Genomic DNA, 16,529 nt, shown 5'->3' with positions numbered 1-16,529 from the left:
TTTTTACGCTATTTACCCGGTTTTAGGTATAAAAAAAGGGCAACGACTAGTTACACACTGTCTCGCCCTTTTCTATCTGTATTAAAAATATTAAACTAATTCAATGATAACCATTGGAGCACCGTCACCACGGCGAGGTCCAACTTTTAAGATACGAGTGTAACCGCCTTGGCGATCTTCGTAGCGAGTAGCGATATCGCTGAATAGTTTTTGTAAAGCGCTTTGACCAGCTTCTTCGTTAGCTACTTCATTACGGATGTAAGATGCAGCTTGACGACGAGCGTGTAGATCTCCACGTTTACCTAAAGTAATCATTTTTTCAACAGTTGAACGTAATTCTTTTGCACGAGCTTCAGTTGTCTCAATGCGTTCACTGATGATTAAATCAGTTGTTAAATCACGAAGAAGCGCCTTGCGTTGTGCGCTTGTACGACCTAATTTACGGTAAGACATGTGAGGTCCCCTCCTTTGTTAAGTAGTTAAACAGGTAGATATAATCAGTCGTCCTTACGTAGACCCAAACCTAATTCTTCAAGTTTAGCTTTAACTTCTTCTAAAGATTTACGGCCTAAGTTACGAACTTTCATCATATCTTCTTCTGTTTTATTAGCAAGCTCTTGTACAGTATTGATGCCTGCTCGTTTTAAGCAGTTGTAAGAACGAACAGATAAATCCAGTTCCTCGATCGTCATCTCTAGAACTTTTTCTTTCTGGTCTTCTTCTTTTTCTACCATGATCTCTGCTTTTTGAGCTTCATCTGTTAAGTTAACGAAGATATTTAAGTGTTCAGTTAGAATCTTTGCACCTAAAGCAACAGCTTTTTCTGGCTCGATGCTACCGTCAGTCCAAACATCCAACGTTAACTTATCGTAATTTGTCATTTGACCAACACGAGTATTCTCTACATAATACGATACGCGAGTAACAGGCGTATAGATTGAATCAATTGGAAGTACACCAATTGGTTGGTCTTCACGCTTGTTAGCATCGGCAGGATTATAACCTCGACCTGTGCGAGCAGTAAGTCTCATACGGAAATGAGCATCTGACTCAAGTGTTGCAATATGAAGATCCGGATTTAGAACTTCGATATCGCTGTCTGCTTGAATGTCAGCAGCCGTTACTGTACCAGGACCTTTAACATCGATCTCAAGTGTTTTCTCTTCATCAGAGTAAATCTTTAACGCTAACTTTTTAACGTTTAAAATGATGTTTGTTACATCTTCAACAACTCCAGGAACTGTTGAAAATTCATGTAATACACCTTCAATTTGAATAGATGTTACAGCTGCACCAGGGAGTGAGGATAATAGGATACGACGTAAGGAGTTACCCAAAGTAGTACCATATCCACGCTCAAGTGGTTCGACGACGAATTTACCGTACTTTCTATCATCGCTGATTTCTACCGTTTCGATTTTTGGCTTTTCAATCTCTATCAATATAAACCCTCCTTCAAAACGTCGAAACCTCGGCTAGACGGCTGATTTCTCAAATGCCTAACCGAAATTCCCTATTAGACAGTTCCCGAATGTGCACAACAAATGGAAAACATTTCGTTGCATGAATAAATTCTACACCATCATCATTATAGACAACGAAATAGAATCTATACATATTAATTATACACGACGACGTTTTGGTGGGCGGCATCCGTTGTGAGGTACAGGAGTAACATCTCTAATAGCTGTTACTTCTAAACCTGCAGCTTGAAGAGCACGGATAGCTGCTTCACGACCAGCACCAGGGCCTTTAACTGTAACTTCAAGAGTTTTCATTCCGTTATCCATAGAAACTTTTGCAGCAGCTTCAGCAGCCATTTGCGCAGCAAATGGAGTAGATTTACGAGAACCTCTGAAGCCAAGTGCGCCTGCACTAGACCAAGCAATCGCATTACCGTGAACATCTGTAATTGTTACAATAGTGTTGTTAAACGTTGAGCGAATATGAGCTACACCAGCTTCAATATTCTTTTTCACGCGACGTTTACGTGTATTAGTTTTACGTGCCATCTGTTAATGACCTCCCTTACTAATTATTTCTTCTTGTTCGCTACAGTACGGCGTGGGCCTTTACGTGTACGAGCATTGTTTTTACTGTTTTGACCACGAACTGGTAAACTACGACGGTGGCGGATACCACGGTATGAACCAATCTCAATTAAACGTTTGATGTTTAAAGAAACTTCACGACGAAGATCGCCTTCTACTTTATAGCTATCTAAAATATCACGAATTTTACCTAATTCTTCTTCTGTTAAGTCACGAACGCGAGTATCTTCAGAAACTCCAGCTTCAGCTAGAACTTTTTCAGCAGTTGGACGACCAATACCGAAAATGTATGTTAATGAAATTACTACACGCTTGTCACGAGGAATATCAACACCAGCAATACGTGCCATATGAATAGTGCACCTCCTTATTGATTAACCTTGTTTTTGTTTATGCTTAGGGTTTTCACAAATTACCATTACTTTACCTTTTCTACGGATAACTTTACATTTTTCGCAGATTGGTTTAACTGATGGTCTGACTTTCATGTTTCATACCTCCTTGATAGTACGGAGTGCATAGGTTTTATTTGAAACGGTACGTAATTCTACCGCGAGTTAAATCGTATGGTGACAATTCTACAGTTACTTTATCACCAGGTAAGATTCGAATGAAATGCATGCGAATTTTTCCTGATACGTGAGCAAGTACTGTATGACCATTTTCTAATTCTACCTTGAACATAGCGTTAGGTAAAGTCTCAGCAACTGTACCTTCAACTTCAATTACATCGTCTTTTGCCATTAAAGTGCTCTCCTTTCTTTGAAACAGTAACAAGCTATCATTAAACGACTTAAAAAGAACCTGTTCTGAACATCCGGAGATCGTAATCATTAAATTCAAGATGATTGACGCTAATATACATCTTTACCATTTTAACAGCAATTCAGACGAAAAACGATCATCGTGAATTTAGATAATTACTGTTTACTGTCCAGTGCATCTAGCGAGGAATGGATAGAGATAACATCCTTTAACATTACAATGCTGTCAGAATTTCATATCCCGTCTCAGTAATTGCAATAGTATGTTCGAAGTGCGCACACATTTTACCATCTACTGTGACAACTGTCCAGTTATCAGGTAATGTCTTTACATATCGCATACCAGCATTCACCATTGGCTCAACTGCCAATACCATGCCTGGACGTAGACGCGGTCCTTTATTCGGTGGACCATAATGAGGTACTTGCGGATCTTCATGTAAGTCTTTGCCGACCCCATGGCCAACATATTCTCTTACAATCGAAAAGTTACGTGATTCTGCGTACTGTTGAATAGCATGTGAAATATTCGACAAACGCTCGCCCGGCTTAGCTTCTGCTAATCCCTTGTAGAGAGATTGCTCAGTCACATCAAGCAGCTCTTGATTTTCTAATGAAATCTTTCCTACTCCATATGTCCAAGCTGAATCACCGTGATAGCCACCGAATTTAGCTCCGATGTCTAAACTGATGATATCCCCTTCATTAAGCTTGCGTTCACCCGGAATACCATGAACTAATTCTTCATTCACAGAAGCACATACACTGCCGCGAAAACCATTATACCCTTTAAAAGACGGAATTGCATCATGTTGACGAATAAAATTTTCAGCAATTGCATCCAATTCTATAGTCGTAATACCTGGAGCGATATGCTTTTTTAACTCTTGATGAGTTAAAGCCACGATTCGTCCAGCTTCACGCATGACCTCAATTTCCTCTGGTGTCTTGCAAATGATCATTGCTTAACCCCAGCAAGTAATTGACGAACATCCTCAAACACAATGTTAATATCTTGATTACCATTAATATTGCGTAGATAACCTTTTTCTTGATAGAAATCAAGTAGAGGTTGAGATTGTTTAACATTAACTGAAAGTCTAGTTGAAACCGTCTCAGCATTGTCATCTGCACGTTGATAAAGCTCTCCGCCACATTTGTCACAAACTCCTTCTTTCGCAGGAGGATTGAATACTAAGTGGTAAGTAGCTCCGCAATCTTTACAAATGCGGCGTCCAGTAAGACGCTCCATTAAAATGCTTTGATCTACATCAATATTAATCACATAATCAATTTGCTTGTTTAGTTCTTTTGTAATTGTTTCAAGAGCTTCTGCTTGGGCTACTGTTCTCGGGAAGCCATCAAGTAAAAAGCCGTTTTCACAATCTTGTTTGTTTAAACGCTCGCGCACAATTCCAATTGTTACTTCATCAGGAACAAGGTTACCTTGGTCCATAAATGATTTAGCTTTTAAACCTAGTTGCGTTCCTTCTTTAATTGCAGCTCGGAACATATCTCCTGTTGAGATATGAGGGATATCGTAATGCTCAACGATTTTTTCTGCTTGAGTACCTTTCCCAGCACCAGGAAGGCCCATTAACACTAAATTCATTTCTTGCTTCCCCCTCAGTATCTTATCCGTTTAATGGGAAAGCAGCTTGCTTCCCACTAAACAGCTTTACTTAATAAATCCCTTATAATGGCGTTTCACTAATTGACTCTCAAGCTGTTTCATTGTCTCAAGAGCTACACCGACAACAATTAACAAACTAGTACCGCCGATCTGAGCAGATGATGGTAAGTTTGCAATTTTGATGAACAGAACCGGCAACACAGCAATTAACGCAAGGAATATCGAACCGATTAATGTCAGACGATATAACACTTTCGTTAAATAAGCTTGTGTGCTTTTACCAGGACGGATGCCTGGGATGTAGCCACCTTGCTTTTTCAAGTTCTCTGCTACTTGTTCAGGGTTAACTTGAACAAATGTATAGAAGTAACAAAAAGCAATGATTAACGCTACATACACTATCATACCAATTGGCTTAGTATAGTCAAATGTATTCTGAATCCACGTCGTTACATCATTTGGACCGAAAAATGATGCAATTGTTGGTGGTGTGATAATAAATGAAACTGCAAAGATAACAGGAATAACCCCAGCAGCATTTACTTTTAACGGTAAATGAGTGGATTGACCTCCAACAGGATTACGACCAGCTGAACCCTTTGCATATTGAATAGGAATTTTTCGTAGCGCTTGTTGGAAATAAATAACCCCAACAATAATAGCTAAAACTGCAATCGCAATTAAAACTACCGTTACGATACGAATGAATAATTGATCCCCAACGTCTTCAAATTGCTGTGCATAAATTTGATTTAATGTTGTCGGAATACCAGCTGCAATCCCAGCAAAGATAATGATAGAAATACCATTACCTACGCCTTTTGCAGTAATCTGCTCTCCTAACCACATTAAGAAGGCAGTACCTGCCGTTAACACTGTAGCAATTAGAAGATACGTAGAAATTCCTGGATTAGCGATCAATTGTCCGCCCGAAATATTGTTGAATCCTATAGACATACCTAAAGCCTGGATAAATCCAAGCACAATTGTTCCATAACGAGTTACTTGAGCTAATTTACGGCGCCCAACATCTCCCTGCTTTGACCATTCTGTAAACTTAGGTACAACATCCATCTGCAATAATTGGACGATGATGGATGCTGTAATATAAGGCATAATGCCCATAGCAAGAATGGAGAAGTTTTTTAACGCGCCGCCGCCAAATGTATTCAGAACTCCGAATACATTTAACCCATCTTGCAATTTCAGTACATCCGTATTAACACTAGGTACAGGAATAAATGTACCAATTCGGAAGACAATTAACATTAACAAAGTGAAAAAGATTTTTTGTCTTATTTCACGCACGCGCATTAAATTGGAGATTGTTTGAAACATTAGATCACCTCAACTGTACCGCCAGCAGCTTCGATAGCTTCTTTAGCAGTTGAAGAGAATTTAGCAGCTTTAACAGTTAGCTTAGAGTTTAATGTACCGTTTCCTAGTACTTTAACGCCAGCTTTTGCTTTGCTTACTAAACCAGTTTCGATTAATAATTCTGGTGTTACTTCAGTTCCATCTTCAAAACGGTTAAGAGCTTCTAAATTAACGATCGCGTATTCTTTGCGATTGATATTAGTGAACCCACGTTTTGGAAGACGACGGAATAAAGGAGTTTGACCACCTTCGAAGCCAGGTCTTACGCCACCGCCAGAGCGAGCGTTTTGCCCTTTGTGACCTTTACCTGAAGTCTTTCCGTTACCTGAACCAGTACCACGACCTACACGGTTACGTACTTTACGTGAACCTTCAGCTGGTTTCAATTCATGAAGTTTCATTCCGGAGCACCTCCTTAGAGTGACAATTTATACTTATTGCTCTTTTACTGTAACAAGGTGAGCTACTTTGTTAATCATTCCGCGAATTGCAGGATTATCGTCTTGAACGACAGTTTGATTTAACTTACGTAGGCCAAGTGTACGAACAGTTACACGTTGATCTTCTGGACGACCAATTACGCTACGAGTAAGGGTAATTGCTAGTTTGTTTGCCATTCCATATCCCTCCCTTATCCTAACAGTTCTTCTACAGTCTTGCCACGTAGTTTTGCAACATCTTCAGCACGTTTTAGGTTAGCTAAACCGTTAAGAGTTGCACGTACCATGTTGATTGGAGTGTTTGAACCTAAAGATTTAGATAGAATATCACTTACTCCACCCAATTCTAGTACCGCACGAACTGGGCCACCAGCGATAACTCCTGTACCTTCAGAAGCAGGTTTTAAGAAAATTTGACCTGCACCAAATTGTCCAAGGATTTCGTGTGGAATAGTTGTACCAACCATAGGTACAGTAATTAAGTTTTTCTTCGCATCTTCAATTGCTTTACGGATTGCATCTGGTACCTCTTGTGCTTTACCAGTACCGAATCCAACGTGACCGTTTTTGTCACCAACTACAACTAATGCAGCGAAGCGGAAACGACGTCCACCTTTCACAACTTTAGCTACGCGGTTAACGGTAACAACACGTTCTTCAAGCTCTAATTTATTTGGATCAATACGACGCATGATTTTCCCTCCTTTTACAATTAGAATTGTAATCCAGCTTCACGAGCAGCGTCAGCTAATGCTTTAACACGGCCATGATATAAATAACCGCCACGGTCGAATACTACTTCGTTTACACCTTTTTCTACTGCGCGTTTAGCGACTAATTCGCCAACTTTGATAGCAGCTTCAGTGTTACCAGTGCTTTCTAAAGTCAGGTCTTTATCTAACGTTGAAGCACTTGCGATTGTTACTGAATTTAAATCGTCGATAACTTGTGCGTAAATATGTTGATTAGAACGGAACACGTTTAAACGCGGACGAGTTGCAGTTCCAGATAACTTCGCACGAACACGAGCATGTCTTTTTTTACGAACTTTGTTTTTATCAAGCTTCGTGATCATTTCGGGCACTCCTTTCTTTTACCTAACCGGCATTACTTCTTAGCAGTTTTACCTTCTTTACGACGTACATATTCGCCTTCGTAACGAATACCTTTACCTTTGTAAGGCTCTGGTGGACGAACGTCACGAATATTTGCAGCTAATGCACCTACGCGTTCTTTATCAATACCTTTAATAACGATCTTAGTTTGAGAAGGAACTTCGATTTCGATTCCTGTTTCAGGAGTAATCTCAACTGGGTGAGAGTATCCAACGCTCAATACTAATTTGCTACCAGATTTTTGTGCACGGTAACCTACACCGACTAATTCTAAACCACGTTCGAATCCTTTAGTAACACCTTCAACCATGTTACCTAAAAGGCTACGAGTAGTTCCGTGAAGAGCGCGGTGCTCTTTATTGTCACTAGGACGATTAACAACTAATACGTTGTCTTCAACTTTAATTTCGATTTCAGGGTGGAATGTACGAGTTAATTCACCCTTTGGTCCTTTTACAGTTACAGTGTTGCTCTCGTTCGTAACTGTAACACCTGCTGGAAGTTCTAAAGGCTTTTTACCAACACGTGACATAGTTACACCTCCATTCACATTTAAAACTTATTACCAAACGTACGCTAATACTTCTCCACCAGCTTGCTTTTGACGAGCTTCTTTGTCAGTTAAAACACCTTGAGAAGTAGAAACGATTGCGATACCTAAACCGTTAAGTACACGTGGTACTTCGTTATTTTTTGCATAAACACGTAGACCAGGTTTACTGATACGTTTTAAGCCTGTAATTACACGTTCGTTATTTGAACCGTATTTTAAGAAGATACGGATAATACCTTGTTTGTTGTCTTCGATGTATTCTACATCACGTACGAAACCCTCACGCTTAAGGATTTCTGCAATTTGCTTCTTAATGTTAGAAGCAGGAACTTCAATTTTCTCATGACGAACCATGTTCGCATTGCGGATACGAGTTAGTAAATCTGCAATAGGATCAGTCATTACCATATTAATTTACCTCCTTCCCAAACTTGGGTTTTACCAACTAGCTTTTTTAACACCAGGAATTTGACCTTTATAAGCAAGCTCACGGAAACAAATACGGCAAAGCTTGAATTTACGTAGTACTGAGTGTGGACGTCCACAACGTTCGCAACGTGTATACTCTTGTACTTGGAATTTTTGCTGGCGTTTTTGCTTCGCAATCATTGATTTTTTAGCCACATTTTCGCCTCCTCTGCTTAACGTTGGCAGTTATTACTTCTGGAATGGCATACCGAACTGAGTTAAAAGCTCACGAGCTTCTTCATCAGTGTTTGCTGTTGTAACAATAACGATATCCATACCACGAACTTTAGTTACTTTATCATAATCGATCTCTGGGAAGATCAATTGTTCTTTAACACCTAACGTGTAGTTTCCACGACCATCAAATGCTTTTTTAGATACACCACGGAAATCACGCACACGTGGAAGTGATACTGATACTAGTTTATCGAAGAATTCGTACATACGCTCGCCGCGTAAAGTAACTTTCGCACCGATTGGCATACCTTCACGAAGACGGAAACCAGCGATAGATTTTTTCGCACGAGTTACAACAGGTTTTTGACCAGTGATTTCAGCTAGTTCTTCAACAGCATTATCTAAAGCTTTTGAGTTAGAAACAGCATCACCGATACCCATGTTGATTACGATCTTGTCGATTTTTGGCACTTGCATTACAGATTCATAATTAAACTTGCTAACTAGAGCAGGAGTAATCTCTTTTGTAAATTTCTCTTTAAGACGGTTCATGTGAACTAAACCTCCCTTCACATTTCATTAATTATTTATCTAAAGTTTCACCAGATTTTTTTGCTACACGTACCTTTTTGCCATCGATAACTTGGTACCCAACACGAGTTGGCTCACCAGATTTAGGATCCAACGGCATTACGTTTGATACGTGGATAGGTGCCTCTTGGCTAACGATTCCACCTTGTGGATTTACTTGAGAAGGTTTAGAGTGTTTTTTCACAACGTTCACACCTTCAACAAGTACACGGTCTTTCTTTGGGAAAGCTGCAAGTACTTCACCTTGCTTACCTTTGTCTTTACCAGAGATAACCACTACTTTGTCGCCCTTTTTAACATGCATCCTATTCGCACCTCCTTAAAAGGCATTTTGTATTTGTTCTATATATCAATTAGATAACTTCTGGAGCTAATGATACGATCTTCATGAAGTTATTATCACGTAATTCACGAGCAACTGGTCCGAAGATACGAGTACCACGTGGTCCTTTGTCGTCACGGATGATTACGCAAGCATTTTCGTCGAAACGGATGTAAGAACCGTCAGTACGGCGAACACCACTTTTTGTACGTACAACAACAGCTTTAACAACGTCACCTTTTTTAACAACGCCTCCTGGTGTTGCTTGTTTCACCGTACAAACGATAACATCACCAATGTTTGCTGTCTTGCGACCTGAACCACCAAGTACTTTAATAGTAAGTACCTCACGTGCACCAGAGTTGTCTGCAACTTTTAAACGAGATTCTTGTTGAATCATGTACGAAACCTCCCTTCGGATGAATCATTCTTATCCGATCTATCTTAACTATTAGATGATAACAGCTTTTTCTACAACTTCTACTAGACGGAAACGTTTAGTAGCTGATAACGGACGAGTTTCCATGATCTTCACGATATCGCCTAGTTGAGCTGTATTGTTTTCATCGTGAGCTTTGAATTTCTTTGAGTATTTTACACGCTTGCCATAAAGCGAATGCTTTTTGTAAGTTTCAACAAGAACAGTAACAGTCTTATCCATTTTGTCAGAAACTACGCGGCCAGTGTAAACTTTACGTTGGTTGCGTTCACTCATTCTGAAAGCCTCCTCTCAGACTTAATTATTTATTAGCAGCAATCTCTCTTTCACGAACTACAGTTTTCATACGAGCGATCGATTTGCGCACTTCGCGAATACGAGTAGTATTCTCTAATTGTCCAGTCGCTAATTGGAAACGAAGGTTAAACAACTCTTCTTTTAAAGCCTTAACTTTTTGTTCAATTTCAGCAGTGGTAAGGTCACGAATTTCATTAGCTTTCATTAGAATCACCACCAATTTCTTCACGTTTTACAAACTTACATTTTATAGGTAGCTTGTGTGCAGCTAAACGTAAAGCTTCACGTGCAACCTCTTCAGATACACCTGAAATTTCAAACATTACTTTTCCAGGTTTAACAACTGCTACCCAACCTTCAGGAGCACCTTTACCAGAACCCATTCGGACTTCTAGAGGCTTAGCAGTATAAGGTTTAGAAGGGAAAATTTTAATCCATACTTTACCGCCACGTTTCATGTAACGAGTCATTGCGATACGAGCAGCTTCGATTTGACGGTTTGTAATCCAAGAAGCTTCAGTAGCTTGTAAACCGAATTCACCGAAATGTACTTCCGTACCACCTTTAGCGCGTCCACGCATTTTTCCGCGGTGTTCGCGACGATATTTAACGCGTTTTGGTAATAACATAATTATTTTCCTCCTTCCTCAGTTTTCTTTTTAGTAGGAAGAACCTCTCCACGATAGATCCATACTTTCACACCAAGTTTACCATAAGTAGTATCTGCTTCAGCGTGAGCATAGTCAATATCAGCGCGAAGTGTATGAAGTGGAACTGTACCTTCACTGTAATATTCAGAACGAGCAATATCAGCGCCGCCTAAACGACCAGATACCATTGTTTTGATACCTTGTGCGCCAGCACGCATGCTACGTTGGATAGCTTGCTTTTGAGCACGACGGAATGATACACGGTTCTCAAGTTGGCGAGCGATGTTTTCAGCTACTAGTTTAGCATCTAAATCTGCTCGTTTAATTTCAAGGATGTTAATGTGTACACGCTTGCCTGTTAATTGGTTAAGAGCTTTACGAAGTGATTCTACTTCAGTACCACCTTTACCAATTACCATACCAGGTTTTGCAGTGTGGATCGTTACGTTTAAGCGGTTAGCAGCGCGTTCGATTTCAACTTTAGAAACAGCTGCATCGTTTAAACGTTTAGCGATATATTCACGTACTTTTAAGTCTTCATGTAATAAGTCAGCGTAGTCTTTGCCAGCGAACCATCTTGATTCCCAATCACGGATGACACCGACGCGAAGACCGACCGGATTTACCTTTTGACCCATGAATTATCCCTCCTTCTTTTCTGATACCACGATTGTGATGTGGCTTGTGCGCTTGTTAATTTGGCTTGCACGTCCCATAGCGCGTGGACGGAAACGTTTTAAAGTTGGACCTTCGTTAACAAAAGCGTCAGTAATAACTAAATTGTTAGCGTCCATTTCATAATTGTGTTCTGCATTGGCAATAGCAGATTTTAATACTTTCTCAACGACTGGAGAAGCAGCCTTTGGCGTGTGAAGTAGCACTGCTAGCGCTTCACCCACTTGCTTACCTCGAATTAAATCTACAACTAAACGAACTTTACGAGGAGCAATACGTACTGTTCTCGCGACAGCTTTAGCTTGCATTTAAAAGCCTCCTCTCATATTAGCGTCTTGTTTTCTTATCATCACTTGCGTGACCTTTGTAAGTACGAGATGGTGCGAATTCACCAAGTTTGTGACCTACCATGTCTTCAGTAACATAAACTGGTACATGTTTACGACCGTCATATACAGCAATTGTATGACCAATGAACTGAGGGAAGATAGTTGAACGACGAGACCAAGTTTTTACTACTTGCTTGCTGTCAGTTTCGTTTAACTTCTCAATTTTGTTGATTAAATGGTCATCTACAAAAGGTCCTTTCTTTAAGCTGCGACCCATAAATGAACCTCCCTTCGTGATTGTCCTACGGTTCGTTTGAACCGTAGCTCAATCCCGTTATTTTTTACGACGACGAACGATAAATTTATCGGATTTGTTTTTCTTCTTACGAGTTTTGTAACCAAGTGTTGGTTTACCCCATGGACTCATTGGAGACTTACGTCCGATTGGAGCACGTCCTTCACCACCACCGTGTGGGTGATCGTTAGGGTTCATTACAGAACCACGTACAGTTGGACGGATACCTAACCAACGAGAACGACCGGCTTTACCGATGTTGATTAACTCGTGTTGTTCGTTACCAACTTGACCTACAGTTGCACGACAAGTTGCAAGAATCATGCGTACTTCACCAGAAGTTAAACGTACTAATACGTATTTACCTTCTTTACCAAGTACTTGAGCAGATGTACCTGCAGAACGAACTAATTGTCCACCTTTACCAGGTTTCAATTCGATGTTGTGTACTACTGTACCAACAGGAATGTTAGCTAAAGGAAGCGCGTTACCTACTTTAATGTCAGCTTCAGGACCTGACATAACTTCTAAACCTACTTTTAGGTTTTTAGGAGCAAGGATGTAACGTTTTTCACCATCAGCATAATGAATTAATGCGATGTTAGCTGAACGGTTTGGATCATATTCGATTGTAGCAACGCGTCCAGGTATTCCATCTTTATCGCGTTTAAAATCGATGATACGGTATTGACGCTTGTGCCCACCACCTTGGTGACGAACAGTCAATTTACCTTGGTTGTTACGACCACCTTTTCTCTTGACAGGTGCAAGTAACGATTTTTCTGGTTTGTCAGTAGTAATTTCAGCGAAATCAGAAACTGACATGCCACGACGACCATTTGAGGTTGGTTTATACTTTTTAATCGCCATCTCAATTTCCCTCCTTCTCTAGTAATCTTAAGCTTCGAAGAATTCGATTTCGTTGCTCTCTTGAGTTAGTGTTACTACCGCTTTACGACGACGGTTAGTAAGACCACTGTAGCGACCTACACGCTTGAATTTACCTTTGTAGTTCATGATGTTTACTTTTTCAACTTTTACGTCAAAGATTTTTTCGATAGCATCTTTAACCTCAGTTTTATTAGCTCTTACATCAACATCAAACGTATATTTTTTCTCAGCCATTAAGTCTGTTGAACGTTCTGTAATTACGGGGCGCTTAATAATATCACGAGGATCTTTCATTATGCAAGCACCTCCTCTACTTTTTCAACTGCGTCTTTAGTGATTACAAGCTTATCATGGTTCATAACGTCTAATACGCTTAAACCATTAGCTGCAACAACTGTTACACCAGGAATATTACGTGCTGAAAGTGCAACGTTTTCGTTAAGATCAGCAGTTACTACTAATGCTTTGCGTTCTACTGTTAGGTTTTTAAGAACTGCTACCATTTCTTTTGTTTTTGGAGCATCAAAAGAAAGAGCTTCAAGAACAACGATGCTGTTATCTTGAACTTTAGTTGATAATGCAGACTTAATTGCTAAACGACGAACTTTTTTAGGTAATTTGTAGCTATAGCTTCTTGGAACTGGACCAAATACTACGCCACCACCACGCCATTGTGGAGAACGGATAGATCCTTGACGAGCACGACCAGTACCTTTTTGACGCCATGGCTTACGGCCACCGCCTCTTACTTCAGAACGATTTTTAACTTTAGAAGTACCTTGACGTTGAGATGCGCGTTGCATTACGATCGCGTCGAAAAGTACTTTGTTGTTTGGTTCGATACCGAAAACGGCATCTTGAAGTTCGATTTCTCCAACGTTTTCACCGTTTTGGTTAAACAATGCTACTTTTGGCATTGGTTATTCCTCCTTTCTCGAAGAATTATTATTTAGATTTAACTGCAGATTTAACAGTAACTAGAGATTTTCTAGCTCCTGGCACGTTACCTTTTACTAATAAAAGATTGCGTTCTGCGTCAACTTTAACGATTGATAAGTTTTGCACAGTGATGCGCTCTCCACCCATGCGTCCTGGTAATAATTTACCTTTGAATACGCGGTTTGGAGCTACAGGACCCATTGAACCTGGGCGACGGTGGTAGCGAGAACCATGAGACATAGGTCCGCGAGATTGTCCGTGGCGTTTAATAGCACCTTGGAAACCTTTACCTTTTGAGATTCCTGTTACATCAATTACATCGCCTTCTGCGAAAATATCAACCTTGACTTCTTGACCAACTTCATATGCTGAAGCGTCCACACCGCGTAACTCACGGATGAAGCGCTTAGGAGCAGTATTAGCTTTAGTAGCATGTCCTTTTGCAGGTTTGTTAGATAGTTTTTCACGGATATCTTCGAAACCTAATTGGATTGCTTCGTAACCGTCTGTCTCAGCGTTTTTAACTTGAAGAACTACGTTAGCAGAAGCTTCAATTACTGTTACTGGGATCAAGTCACCATTTTCAGCAAATACTTGAGTCATACCGATCTTTCTTCCTAAGATTCCTTTGGCCATTAGTCACACCTCCTAAGTATCTTTTCATTCTTTATTTTAAATTAAAGTTTAATTTCGATATCTACACCAGATGGTAAGTCTAAACGCATTAATGAATCAACAGTTTGTGGTGTTGGATTCACGATATCAATTAAGCGTTTATGCGTGCGCATTTCGAACTGCTCACGAGAATCTTTATATTTGTGTACTGCACGTAGAATTGTATAAATTGATTTTTCAGTCGGTAATGGAATCGGACCAGATACAGCCGCACCAGAACGTTTTGCAGTTTCTACGATTTTCTCAGCAGATTGATCAAGAATTCTGTGATCATATGCTTTTAAACGAATGCGAATTTTTTCTTTTGCCATTATTTTCCCTCCTTTTTCGCCTATTTTACAATAGACATTCTCCGCGGAAATTTCCCCACACTCGCCATGGCAAAGCGGCCGGGTGTGTCGGCAACCTTCCGCATCATCGCAGTCAAAGACCAACATTTTTATTATACTAAAAATGGGTTCATATTGCAACAATAAAGTTAAAAAACTTTTTTATGTGTCGCACACTTTTTTCATTATATATAAAAGGAGATCATTTTGCAAGTGTAATAGTAAAAACTATCTTTACCTTTTATCACCAAATAAAAAAAGGAGTAGGTTACCCTACTCCCTTTACTGAAACGAGAAATTACTCGCTGATTTTAGCTACAACGCCAGCGCCTACTGTACGTCCACCTTCACGGATTGAGAATTTAGTACCTTCTTCAATCGCGATTGGAGCGATAAGTTCAACAGTCATTTCGATGTTGTCGCCAGGCATTACCATTTCTACGCCTTCAGGTAAGTTACAAATACCAGTTACATCAGTTGTACGGAAGTAGAACTGTGGACGGTAGTTTGTGAAGAATGGAGTGTGACGTCCACCTTCGTCTTTAGAAAGAACGTATACTTCAGCAGTAAATTTAGTGTGTGGAGTGATTGAGCCTGGTTTAGCTAATACTTGTCCACGTTGGATTTCTTCACGTGCTACACCACGAAGTAAAGCACCGATGTTGTCGCCAGCTTCAGCATAGTCAAGAAGCTTACGGAACATTTCTACACCTGTTACAGTAGTAGATTTTGGCTCTTCAGTTAAACCGATGATGTCGATAACGTCACCAACTTTAACTTGTCCACGCTCTACACGACCTGTAGCAACTGTACCACGACCAGTGATTGAGAATACGTCCTCAACTGGCATCATGAATGGTTTTTCAGTGTCACGTTCTGGAGTTGGGATGTACTCATCAACAGCGTCCATAAGCTCGATGATTTTAGCTTCCCAATCAGCTTCGCCTTCAAGAGCTTTAAGAGCAGAACCTTTGATTACTGGTACATCGTCACCAGGGAAGTCGTATTCAGAAAGAAGGTCACGTACTTCCATTTCTACTAATTCAAGTAGCTCTTCGTCGTCTACCATGTCACATTTGTTTAAGAATACAACTAGGTAAGGTACACCTACTTGACGAGAAAGAAGGATGTGCTCACGAGTTTGTGGCATTGGACCATCAGCAGCAGATACTACTAAGATACCGCCATCCATTTGAGCAGCACCAGTGATCATGTTTTTAACATAGTCAGCATGTCCTGGGCAGTCAACGTGTGCATAGTGACGAGTGTCAGTTTCGTACTCAACGTGTGCAGTTGAGATTGTGATTCCACGCTCGCGCTCTTCTGGAGCAGCGTCGATCATGTCGTAAGCCATTGCTGCACCTTTACCACTTTTCTTAGCAAGAACAGTAGTGATAGCAGCTGTTAAAGTTGTTTTACCATGGTCAACGTGACCAATTGTACCGATATTGGCATGTGTTTTTGAACGGTCGAATTTTTCCTTAGCCATTCGAAAATCCTCCTTAAAATTCATGTAGTT

Annotated in this window: 31 protein-coding genes; all 31 read right to left on the bottom strand. The window is 40.2% G+C overall.

Annotated elements, in window-relative coordinates:
• Positions 1–90: 90 nt before the first annotated feature.
• Positions 91–453 (bottom strand): 50S ribosomal protein L17, encoded by a 363-nt coding sequence (gene rplQ, locus AC3WJG_RS24730; RefSeq protein ID WP_013054953.1) that lies wholly within the window; start codon positions 451–453, stop codon positions 91–93.
• A 44-nt stretch (positions 454–497) separates the two neighbouring features.
• Positions 498–1,442 (bottom strand): DNA-directed RNA polymerase subunit alpha, encoded by a 945-nt coding sequence (locus AC3WJG_RS24725; RefSeq protein ID WP_013054952.1) that lies wholly within the window; start codon positions 1,440–1,442, stop codon positions 498–500.
• A gap of 180 nt (positions 1,443–1,622) precedes the next feature.
• On the bottom strand, positions 1,623–2,012 hold the full coding sequence (gene rpsK / locus AC3WJG_RS24720) for a 30S ribosomal protein S11 (RefSeq protein ID WP_028412666.1): 390 nt from the start codon (positions 2,010–2,012) through the stop codon (positions 1,623–1,625).
• A 23-nt stretch (positions 2,013–2,035) separates the two neighbouring features.
• The gene (gene rpsM, locus AC3WJG_RS24715) at positions 2,036–2,401 is read right to left on the bottom strand and encodes a 30S ribosomal protein S13 (RefSeq protein WP_013054950.1); all 366 of its coding nucleotides are present in this window, start codon (positions 2,399–2,401) and stop codon (positions 2,036–2,038) included.
• A 24-nt stretch (positions 2,402–2,425) separates the two neighbouring features.
• A complete protein-coding gene (gene rpmJ, locus AC3WJG_RS24710; protein ID WP_003156543.1) occupies positions 2,426–2,539 on the bottom strand; it encodes a 50S ribosomal protein L36 in 114 nt (37 codons plus the stop codon).
• A 37-nt stretch (positions 2,540–2,576) separates the two neighbouring features.
• Positions 2,577–2,795, bottom strand: a complete 219-nt coding sequence (infA, locus tag AC3WJG_RS24705; protein ID WP_010285101.1) for a translation initiation factor IF-1 — start codon at positions 2,793–2,795, stop codon at positions 2,577–2,579.
• 235 nt (positions 2,796–3,030) lie between these two features.
• Positions 3,031–3,777, bottom strand: coding sequence for a type I methionyl aminopeptidase (map, locus tag AC3WJG_RS24700; protein ID WP_014462024.1), 747 nt, complete (start codon positions 3,775–3,777; stop codon positions 3,031–3,033).
• On the bottom strand, positions 3,774–4,427 hold the full coding sequence (locus AC3WJG_RS24695; RefSeq protein ID WP_013054948.1) for an adenylate kinase: 654 nt from the start codon (positions 4,425–4,427) through the stop codon (positions 3,774–3,776). The genes map and AC3WJG_RS24695 overlap by 4 nt, the downstream gene beginning before the upstream one ends.
• A 66-nt stretch (positions 4,428–4,493) precedes the next feature.
• Positions 4,494–5,786, bottom strand: coding sequence for a preprotein translocase subunit SecY (secY, locus tag AC3WJG_RS24690; RefSeq protein WP_013054947.1), 1,293 nt, complete (start codon positions 5,784–5,786; stop codon positions 4,494–4,496).
• On the bottom strand, positions 5,786–6,226 hold the full coding sequence (gene rplO / locus AC3WJG_RS24685; protein ID WP_013054946.1) for a 50S ribosomal protein L15: 441 nt from the start codon (positions 6,224–6,226) through the stop codon (positions 5,786–5,788). Before rplO ends, secY begins: the two co-directional genes overlap by 1 nt.
• A 33-nt stretch (positions 6,227–6,259) precedes the next feature.
• Entirely contained in the window at positions 6,260–6,442 is a 183-nt protein-coding gene (gene rpmD / locus AC3WJG_RS24680; protein ID WP_013054945.1) for a 50S ribosomal protein L30, read from the bottom strand.
• Positions 6,443–6,456: 14 nt separating this feature from the next.
• Positions 6,457–6,957, bottom strand: coding sequence for a 30S ribosomal protein S5 (rpsE, locus tag AC3WJG_RS24675; RefSeq protein ID WP_013054944.1), 501 nt, complete (start codon positions 6,955–6,957; stop codon positions 6,457–6,459).
• 20 nt (positions 6,958–6,977) lie between these two features.
• Positions 6,978–7,340 (bottom strand): 50S ribosomal protein L18, encoded by a 363-nt coding sequence (gene rplR, locus AC3WJG_RS24670; RefSeq protein WP_013054943.1) that lies wholly within the window; start codon positions 7,338–7,340, stop codon positions 6,978–6,980.
• A 32-nt stretch (positions 7,341–7,372) separates the two neighbouring features.
• A complete protein-coding gene (gene rplF / locus AC3WJG_RS24665; protein WP_013054942.1) occupies positions 7,373–7,912 on the bottom strand; it encodes a 50S ribosomal protein L6 in 540 nt (179 codons plus the stop codon).
• A 30-nt stretch (positions 7,913–7,942) separates the two neighbouring features.
• The gene (gene rpsH, locus AC3WJG_RS24660; RefSeq protein WP_028410368.1) at positions 7,943–8,341 is read right to left on the bottom strand and encodes a 30S ribosomal protein S8; all 399 of its coding nucleotides are present in this window, start codon (positions 8,339–8,341) and stop codon (positions 7,943–7,945) included.
• Positions 8,342–8,371: 30 nt separating this feature from the next.
• Positions 8,372–8,557, bottom strand: coding sequence for a type Z 30S ribosomal protein S14 (locus AC3WJG_RS24655; protein WP_013054940.1), 186 nt, complete (start codon positions 8,555–8,557; stop codon positions 8,372–8,374).
• A gap of 33 nt (positions 8,558–8,590) precedes the next feature.
• Positions 8,591–9,130: a 50S ribosomal protein L5 gene (gene rplE / locus AC3WJG_RS24650; protein WP_013054939.1), complete on the bottom strand. Its 540-nt coding sequence runs from the start codon at positions 9,128–9,130 to the stop codon at positions 8,591–8,593.
• A gap of 31 nt (positions 9,131–9,161) precedes the next feature.
• Complete coding sequence (gene rplX / locus AC3WJG_RS24645; RefSeq protein ID WP_013054938.1) at positions 9,162–9,473, bottom strand: 50S ribosomal protein L24; 312 nt, start codon at positions 9,471–9,473, stop codon at positions 9,162–9,164.
• A 49-nt stretch (positions 9,474–9,522) separates the two neighbouring features.
• Positions 9,523–9,891, bottom strand: coding sequence for a 50S ribosomal protein L14 (gene rplN, locus AC3WJG_RS24640; RefSeq protein ID WP_013054937.1), 369 nt, complete (start codon positions 9,889–9,891; stop codon positions 9,523–9,525).
• Between the two features lie 51 nt (positions 9,892–9,942).
• Positions 9,943–10,206, bottom strand: coding sequence for a 30S ribosomal protein S17 (gene rpsQ, locus AC3WJG_RS24635; protein ID WP_013054936.1), 264 nt, complete (start codon positions 10,204–10,206; stop codon positions 9,943–9,945).
• 25 nt (positions 10,207–10,231) lie between these two features.
• A complete protein-coding gene (gene rpmC, locus AC3WJG_RS24630) occupies positions 10,232–10,432 on the bottom strand; it encodes a 50S ribosomal protein L29 (protein ID WP_013054935.1) in 201 nt (66 codons plus the stop codon).
• The gene (rplP, locus tag AC3WJG_RS24625; RefSeq protein ID WP_060747341.1) at positions 10,422–10,856 is read right to left on the bottom strand and encodes a 50S ribosomal protein L16; all 435 of its coding nucleotides are present in this window, start codon (positions 10,854–10,856) and stop codon (positions 10,422–10,424) included. The genes rpmC and rplP overlap by 11 nt, the downstream gene beginning before the upstream one ends.
• Before the next feature lie 2 nt (positions 10,857–10,858).
• Positions 10,859–11,515 (bottom strand): 30S ribosomal protein S3, encoded by a 657-nt coding sequence (gene rpsC / locus AC3WJG_RS24620; protein WP_013054933.1) that lies wholly within the window; start codon positions 11,513–11,515, stop codon positions 10,859–10,861.
• Between the two features lie 3 nt (positions 11,516–11,518).
• On the bottom strand, positions 11,519–11,860 hold the full coding sequence (gene rplV / locus AC3WJG_RS24615) for a 50S ribosomal protein L22 (RefSeq protein WP_013054932.1): 342 nt from the start codon (positions 11,858–11,860) through the stop codon (positions 11,519–11,521).
• A gap of 19 nt (positions 11,861–11,879) precedes the next feature.
• Positions 11,880–12,158, bottom strand: coding sequence for a 30S ribosomal protein S19 (gene rpsS, locus AC3WJG_RS24610; protein WP_013054931.1), 279 nt, complete (start codon positions 12,156–12,158; stop codon positions 11,880–11,882).
• Between the two features lie 57 nt (positions 12,159–12,215).
• Complete coding sequence (gene rplB / locus AC3WJG_RS24605) at positions 12,216–13,046, bottom strand: 50S ribosomal protein L2 (protein ID WP_013054930.1); 831 nt, start codon at positions 13,044–13,046, stop codon at positions 12,216–12,218.
• 27 nt (positions 13,047–13,073) lie between these two features.
• Positions 13,074–13,361 (bottom strand): 50S ribosomal protein L23, encoded by a 288-nt coding sequence (gene rplW / locus AC3WJG_RS24600; protein ID WP_013054929.1) that lies wholly within the window; start codon positions 13,359–13,361, stop codon positions 13,074–13,076.
• Complete coding sequence (gene rplD / locus AC3WJG_RS24595; protein ID WP_013054928.1) at positions 13,361–13,984, bottom strand: 50S ribosomal protein L4; 624 nt, start codon at positions 13,982–13,984, stop codon at positions 13,361–13,363. The genes rplW and rplD overlap by 1 nt, the downstream gene beginning before the upstream one ends.
• Before the next feature lie 28 nt (positions 13,985–14,012).
• Positions 14,013–14,642 carry a 50S ribosomal protein L3 gene (gene rplC / locus AC3WJG_RS24590; protein WP_013054927.1) on the bottom strand — a complete coding sequence of 210 codons (630 nt, stop codon included), beginning with the start codon at positions 14,640–14,642 and terminating at the stop codon, positions 14,013–14,015.
• Positions 14,643–14,683: 41 nt separating this feature from the next.
• Positions 14,684–14,992: a 30S ribosomal protein S10 gene (rpsJ, locus tag AC3WJG_RS24585; protein WP_013054926.1), complete on the bottom strand. Its 309-nt coding sequence runs from the start codon at positions 14,990–14,992 to the stop codon at positions 14,684–14,686.
• A gap of 316 nt (positions 14,993–15,308) precedes the next feature.
• Positions 15,309–16,499, bottom strand: coding sequence for an elongation factor Tu (gene tuf / locus AC3WJG_RS24580; protein ID WP_013081371.1), 1,191 nt, complete (start codon positions 16,497–16,499; stop codon positions 15,309–15,311).
• Between the last annotated feature and the right edge of the window lie 30 nt (positions 16,500–16,529).

It is taken from the genome of Priestia sp. FW507-14D1A, from assembly GCF_058781295.1.
Note: the sequence above shows the minus strand (reverse complement) of the source record. Positions and strands in the feature narration are given on the sequence as shown.